Origin of the sequence: Nocardia sp. NPDC056952, from assembly GCF_042674185.1 — a bacterium.
Taxonomy (GTDB): Bacteria; Actinomycetota; Actinomycetes; order Mycobacteriales; family Mycobacteriaceae; genus Nocardia.
Genome location: NZ_JBHURA010000006.1, coordinates 227358 through 241783, shown reverse-complemented (window position 1 = coordinate 241783; position 14426 = coordinate 227358). Strand labels below are relative to the sequence as shown.

The 14426-nt window shown below is 67.3% G+C and carries 15 protein-coding genes; 5 read left to right on the top strand and 10 right to left on the bottom strand.

Going from position 1 to position 14426, the window contains the following annotated elements; all coding sequences use genetic code 11:
• Positions 1-20: 20 nt before the first annotated feature.
• Together ACFTS5_RS22265 and ACFTS5_RS22260 are read left to right on the top strand one after the other, a co-directional pair.
• Positions 21-1265 (top strand): saccharopine dehydrogenase family protein, encoded by a 1245-nt coding sequence (locus tag ACFTS5_RS22265; RefSeq protein ID WP_378634041.1) that lies wholly within the window; start codon positions 21-23, stop codon positions 1263-1265.
• A gap of 17 nt (positions 1266-1282) precedes the next feature.
• Positions 1283-1906 carry a class I SAM-dependent methyltransferase gene (locus ACFTS5_RS22260; protein WP_378634038.1) on the top strand — a complete coding sequence of 208 codons (624 nt, stop codon included), beginning with the start codon at positions 1283-1285 and terminating at the stop codon, positions 1904-1906.
• On the opposite strand, the gene ACFTS5_RS22255 is transcribed toward ACFTS5_RS22260, so the two are convergent.
• The 7 genes from ACFTS5_RS22255 to ACFTS5_RS22225 all read right to left on the bottom strand — a co-directional run bounded on the left by ACFTS5_RS22255 (position 1892) and on the right by ACFTS5_RS22225 (position 8718).
• Positions 1892-2455: a vitamin K epoxide reductase family protein gene (locus ACFTS5_RS22255; protein ID WP_378634487.1), complete on the bottom strand. Its 564-nt coding sequence runs from the start codon at positions 2453-2455 to the stop codon at positions 1892-1894. The genes ACFTS5_RS22260 and ACFTS5_RS22255 overlap by 15 nt on opposite strands.
• Positions 2455-3216, bottom strand: a complete 762-nt coding sequence (locus tag ACFTS5_RS22250) for a DsbA family protein (RefSeq protein WP_378634035.1) — start codon at positions 3214-3216, stop codon at positions 2455-2457. The genes ACFTS5_RS22255 and ACFTS5_RS22250 overlap by 1 nt, the downstream gene beginning before the upstream one ends.
• 92 nt (positions 3217-3308) lie before the next feature.
• A complete protein-coding gene (locus ACFTS5_RS22245) occupies positions 3309-4154 on the bottom strand; it encodes a polyphosphate kinase 2 family protein (RefSeq protein WP_378634032.1) in 846 nt (281 codons plus the stop codon).
• Positions 4155-4169: 15 nt separating this feature from the next.
• Entirely contained in the window at positions 4170-5627 is a 1458-nt protein-coding gene (locus ACFTS5_RS22240) for an alanine/glycine:cation symporter family protein (protein WP_378634029.1), read from the bottom strand.
• Positions 5628-5684: 57 nt separating this feature from the next.
• A complete protein-coding gene (locus ACFTS5_RS22235) occupies positions 5685-6416 on the bottom strand; it encodes a ZIP family metal transporter (RefSeq protein WP_378634026.1) in 732 nt (243 codons plus the stop codon).
• Between the two features lie 7 nt (positions 6417-6423).
• Positions 6424-7614, bottom strand: a complete 1191-nt coding sequence (locus ACFTS5_RS22230) for an AI-2E family transporter (RefSeq protein WP_378634022.1) — start codon at positions 7612-7614, stop codon at positions 6424-6426.
• Between the two features lie 51 nt (positions 7615-7665).
• Entirely contained in the window at positions 7666-8718 is a 1053-nt protein-coding gene (locus ACFTS5_RS22225; protein WP_378634019.1) for an NAD(P)-dependent alcohol dehydrogenase, read from the bottom strand.
• Between the two features lie 118 nt (positions 8719-8836).
• Here ACFTS5_RS22225 and ACFTS5_RS22220 point away from each other — a divergent pair, with 118 nt between their 5' ends.
• Positions 8837-9907, top strand: coding sequence for a S1C family serine protease (locus ACFTS5_RS22220; protein ID WP_378634016.1), 1071 nt, complete (start codon positions 8837-8839; stop codon positions 9905-9907).
• 22 nt (positions 9908-9929) lie between these two features.
• Here the strand turns inward: ACFTS5_RS22220 and ACFTS5_RS22215 are convergent, their stop codons facing one another.
• Positions 9930-11213, bottom strand: coding sequence for a hypothetical protein (locus tag ACFTS5_RS22215; RefSeq protein ID WP_378634013.1), 1284 nt, complete (start codon positions 11211-11213; stop codon positions 9930-9932).
• Positions 11214-11309: 96 nt separating this feature from the next.
• Here ACFTS5_RS22215 and ACFTS5_RS22210 point away from each other — a divergent pair, with 96 nt between their 5' ends.
• Together ACFTS5_RS22210 and ACFTS5_RS22205 are read left to right on the top strand one after the other, a co-directional pair.
• A complete protein-coding gene (locus ACFTS5_RS22210) occupies positions 11310-11849 on the top strand; it encodes a TetR/AcrR family transcriptional regulator (protein ID WP_378634010.1) in 540 nt (179 codons plus the stop codon).
• A gap of 136 nt (positions 11850-11985) precedes the next feature.
• Positions 11986-13320: a DUF1254 domain-containing protein gene (locus ACFTS5_RS22205; RefSeq protein WP_378634007.1), complete on the top strand. Its 1335-nt coding sequence runs from the start codon at positions 11986-11988 to the stop codon at positions 13318-13320.
• Positions 13321-13387: 67 nt separating this feature from the next.
• Here ACFTS5_RS22205 and ACFTS5_RS22200 read toward each other — a convergent pair whose 3' ends face one another.
• Both ACFTS5_RS22200 and ACFTS5_RS22195 read right to left on the bottom strand, forming a co-directional pair.
• Positions 13388-13963 carry a TetR/AcrR family transcriptional regulator gene (locus tag ACFTS5_RS22200; RefSeq protein ID WP_378634004.1) on the bottom strand — a complete coding sequence of 192 codons (576 nt, stop codon included), beginning with the start codon at positions 13961-13963 and terminating at the stop codon, positions 13388-13390.
• Entirely contained in the window at positions 13963-14382 is a 420-nt protein-coding gene (locus tag ACFTS5_RS22195; protein WP_378634001.1) for a VOC family protein, read from the bottom strand. Before ACFTS5_RS22195 ends, ACFTS5_RS22200 begins: the two co-directional genes overlap by 1 nt.
• Between the last annotated feature and the right edge of the window lie 44 nt (positions 14383-14426).

The following is a 14426-nucleotide window of genomic DNA, read 5'->3' as shown; positions in this document are numbered from 1 at the left end:
CATCTTTCGAAAGGCGCGTCATGCCGCAGCACCGTGAGTTCGACCTGATCCTGTTCGGCGCAACAGGTTTCGTCGGCAAACTCACCGCCGAATACCTGCTCACCGCGGCCCCGGCCGACGCCAGGATCGCCCTGGCGGGCCGTTCGGCGAGCAAGCTCGCCGCCACCCGCGACGAGCTCGGGCCCGCCGCCGCGACATGGGAACTCGTCGTCGCCGATTCCAGCGACCCCGCGTCGCTGGCCTCGATGGCCGAGCGCACCAAGGTCGTGGTCACCACTGTCGGGCCGTACCTGCGCTACGGCATGCCGCTGCTGGGCGCGTGCGCCGCGGCGGGCACCCACTACGCCGACCTCACCGGTGAGCCGCTGTTCATCCACGACGCCATCGAGAAGTACGAGCAGACCGCGGTCGACTCGGGCGCCAAGATCGTGAATTCCTGTGGCTACGACTCGATTCCGTCGGATCTGAGTGTGTACGAGATCTATCGCGCCACGATTGCCGACAACACCGGCGAGCTCGAGGACACCACCCTGGTCGCCTATCTCAAGGGCGGCGTGAGCGGCGGCACCATCGATTCCGGGCGCGCCATGATGGAGGACGTCGCGGCCGATTCCGCGCGCGGCAAGATCCTGGCCCACCCGTACTCGCTGAGCCCGGATCGCAGCATGGAACCCGATGTCGGCCGTCAGTCCGATCAGGCGCTGGCCCGCGCCGACAGCATCGACCCCAGCCTGAACGGCTGGGTCACCACGTTCGTGATGGCCTCGCACAACACCAAGGTCGTGCGCCGCACCAACGGCCTGCTCGGCTGGGTCTACGGCAAGCAGTTCCGCTATCGCGAGGTGATGAACGCGGGTACCTCGGCCGCCGCGCCGCTGGTCGCCGCGGGTATCGCGGGCGGCATGGTGGCCGCGATGGCGTCGCAGGCGGCACTGTCGCGGGTGTCGCTCGGCCGCAAGCTGCTCGACCGGATTCTGCCCAAGCCCGGCACCGGCCCCAGCGAAAAGGCCCGCCGCAGTGGGTGGTTCACCATGAAGACCTTCGCCCGCACCAGCTCCGGCGCCAGATACCAGGCCACCTTCTCCGGCACGGGCGATCCCGGCTACCAGGCCACCGCCGTCCTGCTCGGCCAGAGCGGCCTGAGCCTGGCCTTCGACACCCTGCCCGAGCGCGCGGGCGTGCTCACCCCCGCATCGGCGATGGGCGAGGCGCTCACCGCGCGGCTGCGCGAGGCCGGGATGACCATCGAGGTCGCGCGCCAGTGAATCTCGCCCGCAGGACGATGAACGCCCCGGCGCTGGCCGCGGTGTACGAGCACGCGTGGCGACCCACGTTGTTCTACCTCGCCAGCGGCCGGACCACCGGCACCGACCGCCGCGACGCGGTCGGCGCCCTGCGTCTGAGCGGCCCCATGAAGGTGCTCGATGTGGCGTGCGGCCCAGGCAATTTCACCGGCTACCTCAGCGAGTACCTGACCAAGGGCGGTTTCGTCACCGGCCTGGACTACTCGGCGCCGATGCTGGCCAAGGCCGCCACCGACAACGCGAGCCCGCGCGTCGGTTATGTCCGCGGCGACGCGCGCATGCTGCCGTTCGCCGACGGAACCTTCGACGCCGTCTGCTGTTTCGGCGCCCTCTACCTGATCCCCGATCCGCTGGTCGCCACCCGCGAGATGATCCGTGTCCTCGCCCCGGGCGGGCGCATCGCGATCAGCACCAGCTATGCCGAGGACAACCTCTTCGGCTCGGCGAGCAGCCTGGCCGCGAGCCTGAGTGGCCTGCGCCTGTTCGACCGCGATACCTTCCCGAAGCTGTTCGCCCGCGCGGGCCTGACCGAAATCGACCAGCGCGTCCACCGTTTCATGCAATACGTGGACGCCACCAAGCCCGTGTCAGACCAGGCTTAGCCAGTAGTCCTGGAACTTCAGGAACACCAGCAGCAGCACCACCGCGTAGAACACCACGACCAGGGTCCAGCGCCATTCGGCGAGGATTCCCATAGCCCCACGCGACCGGCTCCACAGTTCCTGTGTGGTCACCGCGAACAGGACCGGCACCGCCACCCACACCACCATGCAGTACGGGCACAGCGCGTTGATCCGGTACAGGCTCTGGAAGATCAGCCAGCACAGTCCGGCGATGCCGAGCACGGTGCCGAGCCACAGCCCGCCCCAGATCCAGCGCGGGAAGCCCACACCGACCACCGACAGCACGGCGAGGGTCACCACCACCGAGAATCCGACGACGCCGATGAGCGGGTTGGGGAAACCGAAGACCGCGGCCTGGTCGGTCTTCATGATCGACCCGCACGACAGCACCGAGTTGATGCTGCACGAGGTCACGTAGTTCGGGTCGACGAACAGCTTGAACCGTTCGACGGTGAGCGTGAACGACGCCAGCCAGCCCGCCAGCCCGGCGATCAGCAGCAGCCAGGCCGAGCGGGCGGGGGCGGTGATCACTTCGCCGCGTCAGCGATCACGGGGGCCAGGCCGTTCTCGGTGAAGATCGCGTCGGTCTGGTTCAGCTGGCCGTTGATGTACACCGACGGCGTCGACTTCACGCCACTCTGCAGCGTGGTCTGGGTGACCTGCTGGATGTAGTCGTTGTACGGCTTGTCGTTGATGCAGGTCGCCACGGCCGGATCGGTGTACCCCGCGTCGGTGGCGATCTCGATGAGCTCGTCGTTGCTCAGACCCGCACCGCCCTCGGCGGGCTGCTTCTCGAACATGGTCTGCAACCAGGACTGGTACTTGGTGGTATCGGACTTCGCCACGCAGAACGAGGCGTTGGCCGCGCGCGAGGAGTACTGGTTGGTCGAGGCCTTGTCGAGGAACGAGATGATCTGGTACTCGACGGAAGCAGTGCCGTCGGCGGCGGCCTTGGCGAGCGTCGCACCGTTGGCTGCCTCGAACTGCTTGCAGGCCGGGCACTGGAGGTCGGCGACCACGCGCACCTTGACCTTGGCATCAGGATTGCCGATCACGACCGTGCCGGTCTCGGTGACCGCCCCGCCCGTCGCGGGCAGCTGCGCCGCCGAGGTCGTCGACGATTCCTTGTCGGAATCGGACTTGTTCACCGCGATGCCGATGCCGATGGCCGCGACCAGCGCGACCAGGACGGCGGCGACGCCGACCTGGATCGCGATCTTGCGCTTCTTGTCGGCCGCCTCGGCCGCCGCCAGCGGATTCCTGCCCGAGGGGCTCTTGCCCGTGCTCACCGTCGTCACACGCCTTTCGCTCGTTGGCTCCCCACCGGGAACATCATGCGGGCCGAACCTGAGAGTTTCCGCAATGCTCGTCCTGCCCGTATTCAGGACTCGTCGAGTCGACGCAACTGCTCGGCGATATCGAAGTCGGCGGGCGGCCAGTCGAGTTCCATCTGCGCCAGCGCGGCGATCAGCAATTCGGTGACCGCGAGGCGCGCGTACCACTTGTGGTCCGACGGCAGCACGTACCAGGGCGCGTAATCGGTGTTGGTGCGGTCGAGAACGGCCTGGTACGCCTTCTGATATTCGGGCCAGTAAGCGCGTTCGGTGATGTCGGAGGGGTTGAACTTCCAGTACTTGTCCGGGCGTTCCAGCCGTTCGCGCAGCCTGCTCTTCTGCTCGTCGAGGGAGACGAACATGGCGACCTTCACGATGGTGGTGCCCGCGTCGGCGATCTCCTTCTCGAACGCGTTGATCTGGTCGTAGCGCTGCTCCCACTCCGCCTGCGGCACGAGGTCGTGCACCCGCACCACCAGCACGTCCTCGTACTGGGAGCGGTCGAAGACGCCGATCTGACCGTGGGCGGGCAGCTTGTTGCGGATGCGCCACAGGAAATCGTGCTGCTTCTCCAGCTCGGTGGGCACGCCGAACGACGCGTGATCGACGCCCTGCGGGTCGACCGACCCGATGACGTGGCGCACGATGCCGCCCTTGCCCGCGGTGTCCATGCCCTGCAAGATCAGCAGCACGCTGCGCTGTCCACCGGTGCGGCCGTGCGCGAACAGCTTCTCCTGCAAGACCGAGAGCACCGTCGCCCGTTCGGCGAGCAGTTCCTTGCCCAGGCGCTTGCCGCCGCTGAAGCCCGGCGTGCTCGAGGTGTCCAGATCAGCGACGCGCTGACCGTCGGCGCGCAGCGCGATATCGGCCGTTTCGGTCCACTGTTTCGCCATTTCCCATGCCTACCACTAATGGGCGGGTTTACCGGGCAAGCTCGACGCAATCGTTGCCTGCCAGCACTGCACGCCCGCCGGGTCGGCGATGTCGGCACTGTGCACATATACCGGGTCTTCACCCGCACTGCGTTGAGCGCGGTAGTCGGCGAGCAGGCGGAACGCGACGACGCCGAGCGGGATGATCGCGGCCAGGTTGACCAGCGCCATCACGCCCATGAACACGTCGGCCAGGTTCCAGATCAGGCTCACCGAGCCCAACGCGCCGCCGAAGACGGCCACCAGCACCAGGATTCGGAACGCGGTGAGCACCTGGGGACGGGTGGTGATGAATTCGATATTGGCGCGACCGTAGTAGAAATTGCCGATCATCGAGCTGAACGCGAGCAGGAACACCACCGCGGTGAGCACGTGGCCCGCCCCGCTGCCCAGCGACGCCTGGAGTGCGCTCTGGGTCAGGTCGGCGCTGCGCCGCTCGGACAGATCAGGGTCGGTGGTCAGGATGATGAACGCGGTGATCGAGCAGATCAGCAGGGTGTCGAAGTAGACGCCGAGCGACTGGACCAGGCCCTGCTTCACCGGATGCGAGACATCCGCCGCCGCAGCGGCATTGGGTGAGGACCCGAGCCCCGCCTCATTGGAGAACATGCCGCGCCGGATGCCTTGCGCGAGCGCGGTCCCGATTCCGCCGCCGACCACCTCGCGCAGCCCGAACGCCCCGCCGACGATATCGGCGAGCACCCGCGGCAGGTCGGTGATGTTCAGCGCCACCACCGCGATGCCGAGCAGCAGGTACACCACCGCCATCACCGGAACCAGCACCTCGGTGATGTGGCTGATCCGGCGCACCCCGCCGAAGATCACCACCCCGAGCAACGTGATCAGGCAGAGCCCGACCAGCGGCGCGAACCAGTCACCGTCCAGCGCCGACAGCGACGCCCGCCCGGTGGCCACGATGGTGTTGGACTGCACCGCGTTGAACACGAATCCGAAGGTCACGGTGATGATCACCGCGAAGGCCAGTCCCTGCCACCGACGGCGCAGCCCATACTCCATGTAGTACGCCGGACCGCCGCGGAAGGTGCCCGGTTCGCTCTCCCGCCGCTTGTAGAGCTGGGCGAGCGTCGATTCCACGAACGCCGACGCGGCCCCGACCGTAGCCATCGCCCACATCCAGAACACCGCCCCCGGCCCACCGACACTGATCGCGGTCGCGACCCCCGCGATATTGCCCGTGCCCACCCGAGCCGCCGCCGAGATACTGAACGCCCCGAAGGCCGACACCGCCTTCTTCCCGTCCGCCGCCGTCGGCCCCTTCTCGGCCACCACCTTGAACATCTCCGGCAACATCCGCACCTGCACCACCCCACTGCGCACGGTGAAGTACAGCCCCGCCGCTATGACCAGCGGAATCAGCAGCCAGTTCCAGAACACATCATTGACATCGACGATCACCGAGTTCAGCGTGTCCATCCGCCGAACGCTACCGCCGCCACACCGCACGACCGGTCAGGCTGTGTCTGATGTTGCTCAATGGCTGACGGCGGCGAGGGCGAACATGGCGGCTACGCCGAACAGGGTGCACAGGAGGGTCAGGCGGGAGGGGTGGCCCGCGTGGGCCTCGGGGAGGATGTCGGCGGTGGCGAGGTAGAGCAGGAAGCCGGCGAAGTAGCCCATGTAGAGGCCGATCCAGTTCTCGGGGACGTGGATCAGGGTGCCGAGGATGGCGCCTATCACGGGCGCGATGGCGTCGAGGGCCAGCAGGGTGAGGGCGCGTTTGCGGGCGTTGCCGTAGACGGTGGGGATGGTGAAAGTGTTGAAACCGTCGGCGAAGTCGTGGCAGATGACAGCGATCGCCACGGACAGGCCGACCGCCGCGCCCGCCTGGTAGCCGAGGCCGATGCCGAAACCGTCCAGGGTGCTGTGGAAGATCAGGCCGCCCGCCGCGAGCAGGCCGACCGACTCGAGACCGTGCTTGTGCGTACCGAATTCCTGCTCGTGGCCGCGGTGGACGGCGACCGCGCGCTCGATCACGTGCAGGCTGAGGAAGCCGAGCACCGCGGCGATCAACACGTACGGGATGCCCCGGAACATGCCGTCGGACTGTTCCAGCGCCTCGGGGATCAGGTCGAACGCGACCACACCGAACATCACCCCGGCGGCCAGCCCGAGAACCAGGTGCTTGCGGTCGCCGATCCGCATCGCTACGAAACCGCCGAACAGCGTCGACAACATCGACACCAGGGACAACAGGATCGCCATGAGCTGCCTATTCGTCGGTGGATGCGGCTTCGGGCTCGGTCTTCTTGCGCTTCTTCTTCTTGGCCGGTGGCGCCTCGGCCTCTTCGGTGACTTCGTAGCGCCGCACGTAGGCACCCGCGAATCCTTGCAGCGTGGCGGTGACGGGGATAGCGAGCAGGGCGCCGGTCGGACCGAGTAGCGCGGCGCCCGCGATCACCGCCCCGAAGGCCACCGCCGGATGCATGTCCAGGGTGGTCGCGGTGATGCGCGGCTGCAGAACATAGTTCTCGAACTGCTGATAGGCGATGATGAACAACAGAATCCACAGCGCCGAGATCGGGTCGTGCACCAGCGCCACGAGTACCGGAAGCGCGCCGGCCATATAGGTGCCGACAGTCGGGATGAACTGGGAGACAACGCCGACCCACAACGCCAGGGCGAACGCCGACGGCACATCGAGCACCCGCAACGCGACGTAGTGCGCGATCGCCGAGCACAGGGCCAGCAGTGCGCGCGAATAGATGTAGCCGCCGGTCTTCTCGACCGCGATGTCCCAGGCCCGCAACACATGCTTCTGCTGTTTCGGCGGCAGCAGCGAACACACCCAGGTGCGGAAACGCGGTCCGTCGGCCGCGAAGTAGAACGTGAACAGCAGCACCCCGAGCAGCTGGAACAGCGCGCCGATCGCGACAGTGCCGATGCCCCAGACGTTTCCGGCCAGACCGACCAGATACTTCTCGATCGTGGAACTCCACTCCGAGGCGTACTTGGTCAGGTCGTCACCCGAAATATCCTGATGGAAGGTCGAATTGACCCAGTCGACCAGATCCTGGACGTAGTCCGGGGCGTTCGTCACCAGCATGGTCACCTGGTTCACCAGCAGCGCGCCCAGCGTCCACACGAACGCGACGATCACCACCAGCACCACCAGGAACACCGCGCCGGTGCCCGCGCCGCGCCGAACACCGCGCGCGGCAAGCCAATTCACCGCGGGTTCGATCGCGAACGCCAGGAAGATCGACACCAGCAGCACCGTCAGCAGACCCTGCATCTTGCCGAGCACCCAGAACGCCGCGATCAACGCGGCAACCGCGAGCACCGCGTACAGCAGTGCCCGCGGCAGCCAGCGCGGCGGTGTACGCACCGACCAGAAGGCGGGCAGGGCGCTCATGTCGACGGACTGTGCGGCGGGTTCAGCGGATTCGTCCTGGGCAACCACGGATGTCACGCTACCCAGGACGTGCGCCGACAGCCTGTCGGCGCGCGCGCCTTACACGGTGGCCGTGTCGATCACGAACCGGTATTGCACATCGCTGGCGACCACGCGGTCGTACGCGGAGTCGATCTCGTCGGCGGAGATCAGTTCGATCTCCGCGCCGATGCCGTGCGAGGCACAGAAGTTCAGCATCTCCTGGGTCTGCGCGACGCCACCGATCATCGAACCGGCCAGCGACCGGCGGAAACCGGCGAGGTTGCGCCCGGTGACACTCATCGGGTGCTCCGGCAGGCCGAGGATCACGAGCGTGCCGTCGAGGGCGAGCAGGCGCAGGTAGCTGTCGATGGGCAGGTCGGCCGACACCGTGTTGATGATCAGGTCGAACTGGCCGCGCAGCTGACGGAAGGTTTCCTTGTCGCTGGTGGCGTAGTAGTGGTGCGCGCCCATGCGCAGGCCGTCGTCACGCTTGCGCAGCGACTGGCTGAGCACCGTCACCTCCGCGCCCAGCGCCGCGGCGATCTTCACGCCGACGTGCCCGAGCCCGCCCATCCCGATGATCGCGACCTTCTTACCCGGTCCCGCGTTCCAGTGCTTCAGCGGTGAGAACAGCGTGATGCCCGCGCACAGCAGCGGCGCGGCGACATCGAGTCCGATGCCCTCGGGAATCGAGACGACGAAGCTCTCGTCGACCACGATCTGCGTGGAGTAGCCGCCCATCGTGTAGCCGCCGGGCTGCGCGGACTCGGGCACCCTCGAGTTGTAGGTCCAGGTGGGGCCGTTGGTGCAGTACTGCTCCTCACCCGCCAGACACGGCACGCACTTGCCACACGAGTTCACCAGGCAGCCGACGCCGACCCGGTCACCCACCTGGTACTTGTGCACCGACGAGCCGACGGCGGCGACGATGCCCGCGATCTCGTGACCGGGCACGCACGGATACTGCGCGCCACCCCACTCGTCACGCGCGGTGTGGATATCGGAATGGCAGATACCGGCGTATTTGATATCGATCAGCACATCGTCGGGACCGACTTCGCGGCGTTCGATCGTGACCTTCTCGAAGGCCCCGTCGGGAGAGGGCTTGGCGTAGGCGGCAGCGGTGCTCATGGCTACATGCCTACAGCCGCATGCGTGTCTTTGCCAACCACCGCGTCCGTATCGAGACCGGCGGACGCCGAAAACGGGTCACAATGGATTGGTCGGCTCGCGAGAGAGGACATGTGCTGTGAAGCGTGTCGGACGAGTGCTGGTGACGATGATGGCGGCGCTGCTCGGGGTGTGCGCGTTCCTCGGGTATCGCGGGGAGATCGCCGTGGTCGAGCCGGAGTTCGTGGCGCAGGCACAGGCGCCCGTGCTGGTGCCGCTGGATCCCGCGCTGGTCGCCGGGCAGGTGGGAGCGGCGCTGGTCAATATCGATGTCGACGCGGCCGGTTTCGGGATCGGCGCGGCCGGGTCGGGGATCGTGCTCACCCCCGACGGGCAGATCCTCACCAGCCATCACGTGATCAAGGGCGCCGAGGCGCTGACCGTCACCGATATCGCCAACGGTCTCGTCTACGAGGCCACCGTCCTGGGCTACGACTCCGGCGCCGATATCGCGCTGCTGTCGCTGGGCGGGGCCACGGACCTGCCGACCGCGCGCCTGGGCACCTCGGCTGATCTGCGGATCAGCCAGGACGTGCTCGCGATCGGTGACGCGGGTGGCGACGGCGGCGAGCCGACCTCGGTCGCCGGTCCGATCACCGATCTGGACGCCACGATCGTCGCCATGAACTCCGCCGACCTCACCCGCAAGGCGTTGAACGGGATGGTGGAGATCGCCGCACCGGTGATGGGCGGGCAGTCCGGCGGCGCGCTGGCCGACGCGTCCGGTGCGGTGGTCGGGGTGATCACGGCGGCGTCGGGCGAGGATTCCCGAGCCCAGGGAAAACCGCCCAACGGCTACGCGGTCCCCATCGACACCGCCATGCGGATCGTGGCGCAGATCCGCTCGGGGACGCCCACCGACACCGTCCACATCGGCCCGACCGCCACCCTCGGCGTGCAGGTCATCGATGCCAGACCGGCAGGTGCCCAGGTGAGCTGGGCCTTCTACGGCCAGCCCGCTCGCGAAGCCGGGATCAACATCGGCGACGTGATCACCGCGGTCGACGGCACCTCGATCACCACCGCCAAGGCGCTGAGCGCGGCCATCAACACCCGCAAGCCCGCTGATCCCATCCGGCTCGAGGTGACCTCCCCCAACGGCACCACCCGAATCGTCGACGTAGTACTGGCCTACGGAACACCCAACTGACCCGTGGCCGCTGAGAACGACGTCACTCGAGAGCGTGCAGAAGTTCGATGAGGGTGAGGCGGAGCTTTTCCATCTGGGGGCGGCCGTAGAGGGTGGTGTCGTATTCGAGTTGGAGGGTGAGTCGGCCCGCGATGGTGAAGGCGGTGAGTTTCGGGGGCATGGCGGGGCCCATGGCGTAGATGTCGTCGCGGACGAACGCGATGTGGTCGGGGATCGAATGGGGTCGGACGCGGCCGATGTTGGAGAGCGCGAAGGTCGGCGGCGCGGTGAGCAGGGCGGCGGTGACGTCGTCGTTCACGAGCTGGGTGGCGAGGGGGAAGAGCGCGGGTTCGCGACGGTCCAGGCCGGCGCGCAGGCCGGTGTCGACCGAACGAGCGAGTTCGAGCTGAGTGGTCTGGCCGGTCGCCAGGACCAGCGTGCCCCCGCCCGAGGCGTAGTTGACGATCGTGTCGACGGGCACCGGCGGGTCGAATTCCGCGCGGACGTCGGCCGCGTAGCCGCAGAACAGCGGCACGCTGCCCGATTCGGGGAACCGGGTTCGGACGGCCGCCAGCACCGTACCGGTGAGCACGCTGTTCACCGAGAGACCGTGGGAGCGCGCCGCCGCCACCAGTTCGGCGGTCTCCTCGGCGGTCAGTTCGATGCGCTGCATCGCGAATCGGCCGAGCCGATCGGTGTCGGTACCGTCGCGGGGCAGTGTTCGAGGCGCGTCCTCGGGGCTCATCATCGCCGCGCCCGCCCTGACCTCGGCCAGCCACGCTTGTGCCGCCTCGACCGAAACCACCTCGGCCAACCGGGTATCCATGGCCTCGGGCATCGACTGATCCGATTCCGCTTCCGGCACAGCCTTATCCGTCACGTGCGCCGTGTAGTGCCGCCACAGCTGGCCGAGCAACGCGAATCCTGATCTGCCATCGGAGATTCCGTGATGGATGACCAACACGATCTGCTGACGCAGGCCCGCCCGCAGCAGGTACGCGCGAAACAGTCCGTCGCTCCAGTCCCGCGGCCCGTTGACCAGCGCCAGATATTCGGCCTCCCCACCTTCGACGAGGTCCAGCCGAGGCCGGAACGCGTCGTCGCGGACGAAATAGCCCGCACCGTCCTCGGTCACCACCCGGCTGCGCAGCAGCGGATGCGCCGCGGCGAGCTCGTCGAGCACCGTCCGCAGGATCGCGGGGTCGAGCTCGCCGTGCACGGTGGTGCCGAGGAACAGCGGCATCCCTCCGGTCGGGACGCTGCCGATGGTCGTGCCGATGCCGAAGTAGCTGGATTCGAACGGGGAGATACGTCGCCGAGAGGTCATAGTCGAAACATACATCTGTTTCATACACTTGTCACTGACGCTTGTTTGAAACCGATGTCACAAACAGATGTATGCGCGACTTGCTATCGTGCGCGAGTGGGAACGCGAGAAGATCTCCTGGAAGCCGCCAAGCAATGCCTGGCCGAACGCGGCTACGCCCGCACCACCGTGCGCGACATCGTCGCCGCCTCCGGCACGAACCTCGCGGCCATCAACTACCACTTCGGCACCCGCGACAAGCTGCTCCAACAGGCGATGCTGGAATCCAGCGCGAGCGCGGTGACGCAGATCCTCGACGCACTGCCCGCCGACGACCCGACCGATCCCACCGCCCGCCTCGAAGCGTTCTGGCACAGCCTGATCACCTCGTTCGTCGAGAACGCGCCGCTGTGGCACGCCAACGCCGAATGCCTGAACCAGGCACTGCACTCGCCCGAGCTGCGCGCCGAACTCGCCGACGCGCAGGGACGTGCCCGCCGCGGCCTGACCGAGGCCTTCGGCGACGGCGACAGCAATGTCGGCGCGATCCTGCAGACGATGATCGGCGGCCTGCTCCTGCAATGGCTGATCGACCCGGACAACGCCCCCTCCGCGGCCGAGCTCACCGCGGGCGCCCGGGCAATGATCCGCGCCTGACACGCTCCACCACCGAACCGGCACGCGGCGATCTCACCCGGTCCGGGCGATGTGCGCCGGTCGCGCATCGGCGGATGCTGGTGTCGCGCGGTCCGACGACGGTCGCGCGACGTGGACGCCAGGACGAGGAGCGCACATGCCGGATCAGAACGTCCCCGACTTGACCGCACAGGCCTATCTGTACGGATTCCCCCTGGTCTTCAACCTCGATTCGATCGAGCGATTGCTCCACGAGGGCATCGGCGATATCCCCGCGACACCGTTCAACGACTTCTCCCATGCCCGCACCCTCGCCGGCGCCACAGCGACCTTCGTGTCGGTCAACAACGACACCGTGTACTCGATCGCCCTGATCGACCTCTCAGTCGGTCCGATTACCTTCCACGTGCCTGATGCCGGCCATCGGTACTACGTCATGCAGTTCATCGACGCCTGGACCGACAACTTCGCCTACGTCGGCACCCGGGCCACCGGAAACCGCGCGGGCGACTACCTCCTCGTACCGCCGGGATGGACCGGCACCGCCCCCGACGACACGACGGTCATCCATTTCCCCACCGTTGTCGGCGTGATCGCCGGTCGATGGGCCTGCGCAGGCACGGACGACCTCCCCGCCGTGCACGCCTTGCAGGACGCGCTGACCTTGACACCCGCCGACCGAGGCGCACAGCCGACGGGACTTCCGTCACCGGATCCGGCGGTCGCCCCCGACCTGATGTTCCTCGAGAAGGTCCGCGTCTGGTCGCAAGCTTTTCCTCCCGCGAAGCGCGATCTCGCGCTCCAGGAATCGTTCGCGCCGATCGGCCTGACGACAGCGGGCACCTCGCCCTACCCGTCCCTCGACCCTGATCGAGCATCCGCGCTGCGCGCCGGATTGGGTGAGGGCCAGGAAGAACTGAGCAACGCGACGAAGAGCGGGGCGGGCGCCGCGGAGAACGGCTGGCAGCTGACGCTGCACCTCTTCGACTACAACATCGACTTCTTCGAGGTCGGCACGCTCGACGACGAGAACTTCAAGATCACCGACCCCGACCAGCGCATCATCGCGCGCGCCGTAGCCGCCAAGGCCGGACTCTGGGGCAACCACGCCTACGAGGCCGCCTACGCGATGATCTACACCGACAGCACCGGCCAGCAGTTGACCGGCACGAACACCTACACCCTGCGCCTTGACCCCACCCCGCCGGTGAGCGCCTTCTGGTCGGTCACCATGTACTCGACCCCCGACTTCTACCTCTGCGCCAACCCGATCGACCGCTACTCGATCGGCGACCGCACCCCCGGCCTCGTCTACGACGACAACGGCGCCCTCACCATCACCATCAGCCACGCCGAACCCACCGACCCCAAAGCCCGCGCCAACTGGCTCCCCGCCCCCGAAGGCGACTTCCGCCCCTGCATGCGCATGTACGAGCCCCAACCATCAGTCCTCGACCAGACCTACATCCTTCCCCCGATCACCAGAACCTGACCCCAGGCACCAGCCCGCAGCCCGACCTCATCGAACGGTTCGAGTATCAGTCAAGGTGCTGGCGCCCTCAGCTATCGAGCGGGCGCACCAGTCGCAGGACGGCGTTCACCGAGGCATCGACAAGTGCGTCGTCCAACGGCAGATGACCGAAGAGTGCGCGGAAGTAGATCGTCGCCGCGACTGTGTCGAGGACGAAGTCGAGATCTATGCCCGGATCGACCTCGCCGCGCCTCATCGCCGAGCGTAGGGCGTTCGCGGTGGTTTTCCTGCGCGGCTCGAAGACCGTGGACAGGAAGTGCGCGCGCAGTTCCGGGTCGTTCGTCAGATCTGCCACCAGCGCGGGCAGCACCCGATCGAGCGGGGTGTCGCGCAGTGCGGCGACGAGCCCGCGCAGGGCCGCGGTGAGATCCGCGCGCAGATTGCCGGTGTCGTCCGTCGGCCGGACACCGAGCAGATCGGCGACCACCGCGACGACTAGATGCCGCTTGGAGGGCCAGCGCCGGTAGATCGCCGGGCGATGGATGCCCGACCTGGTCGCCACCGCACCGATCGACAGTTCGGCGTAGCCGTTGTCGTCGAGCAGCTGCCGGGTGGCGGCCAGCACGGCGACATCGATCCGGTCCTCGCGCGCGCGTCCAGGCATCAGAAGACCGGCCGTGGCACGAGCATGACGATCCACCCATCCGGATCGGGAAATGCCATACCGCCGTTGGCCGCCCAGTACGGATTCTCCGCGGGCACCGGTTCGACCCCGAATTCACCGAGCCGCTCCACCACGTCGAACATCGGCGCCGCACCGTCGAAATAGAGCACCAGCAGGTTCTCCGCGCTGGGCGCCGCACCCGGGCTGCCGTCGACATGACTGGTGAACTCGAGGTGGTAATCGGCGCCGGGCAAACCGACCATTACCCCGTCGTATCCGGCATGGTTCTCGAACCGGTACAGCTCGCGCAGCCCGAGCCCGTCGACATAGAAGCGCACTACCTCGTCGAGCCGATCCGTCGGGCGCGCGATCCGAACCTGCGCGACACGTAGGGAATCCGGCCAGGCCATCACTGTCATACCAAAACAGTACAGTACGTACTGTAATGTAACCCCGTGCTGGG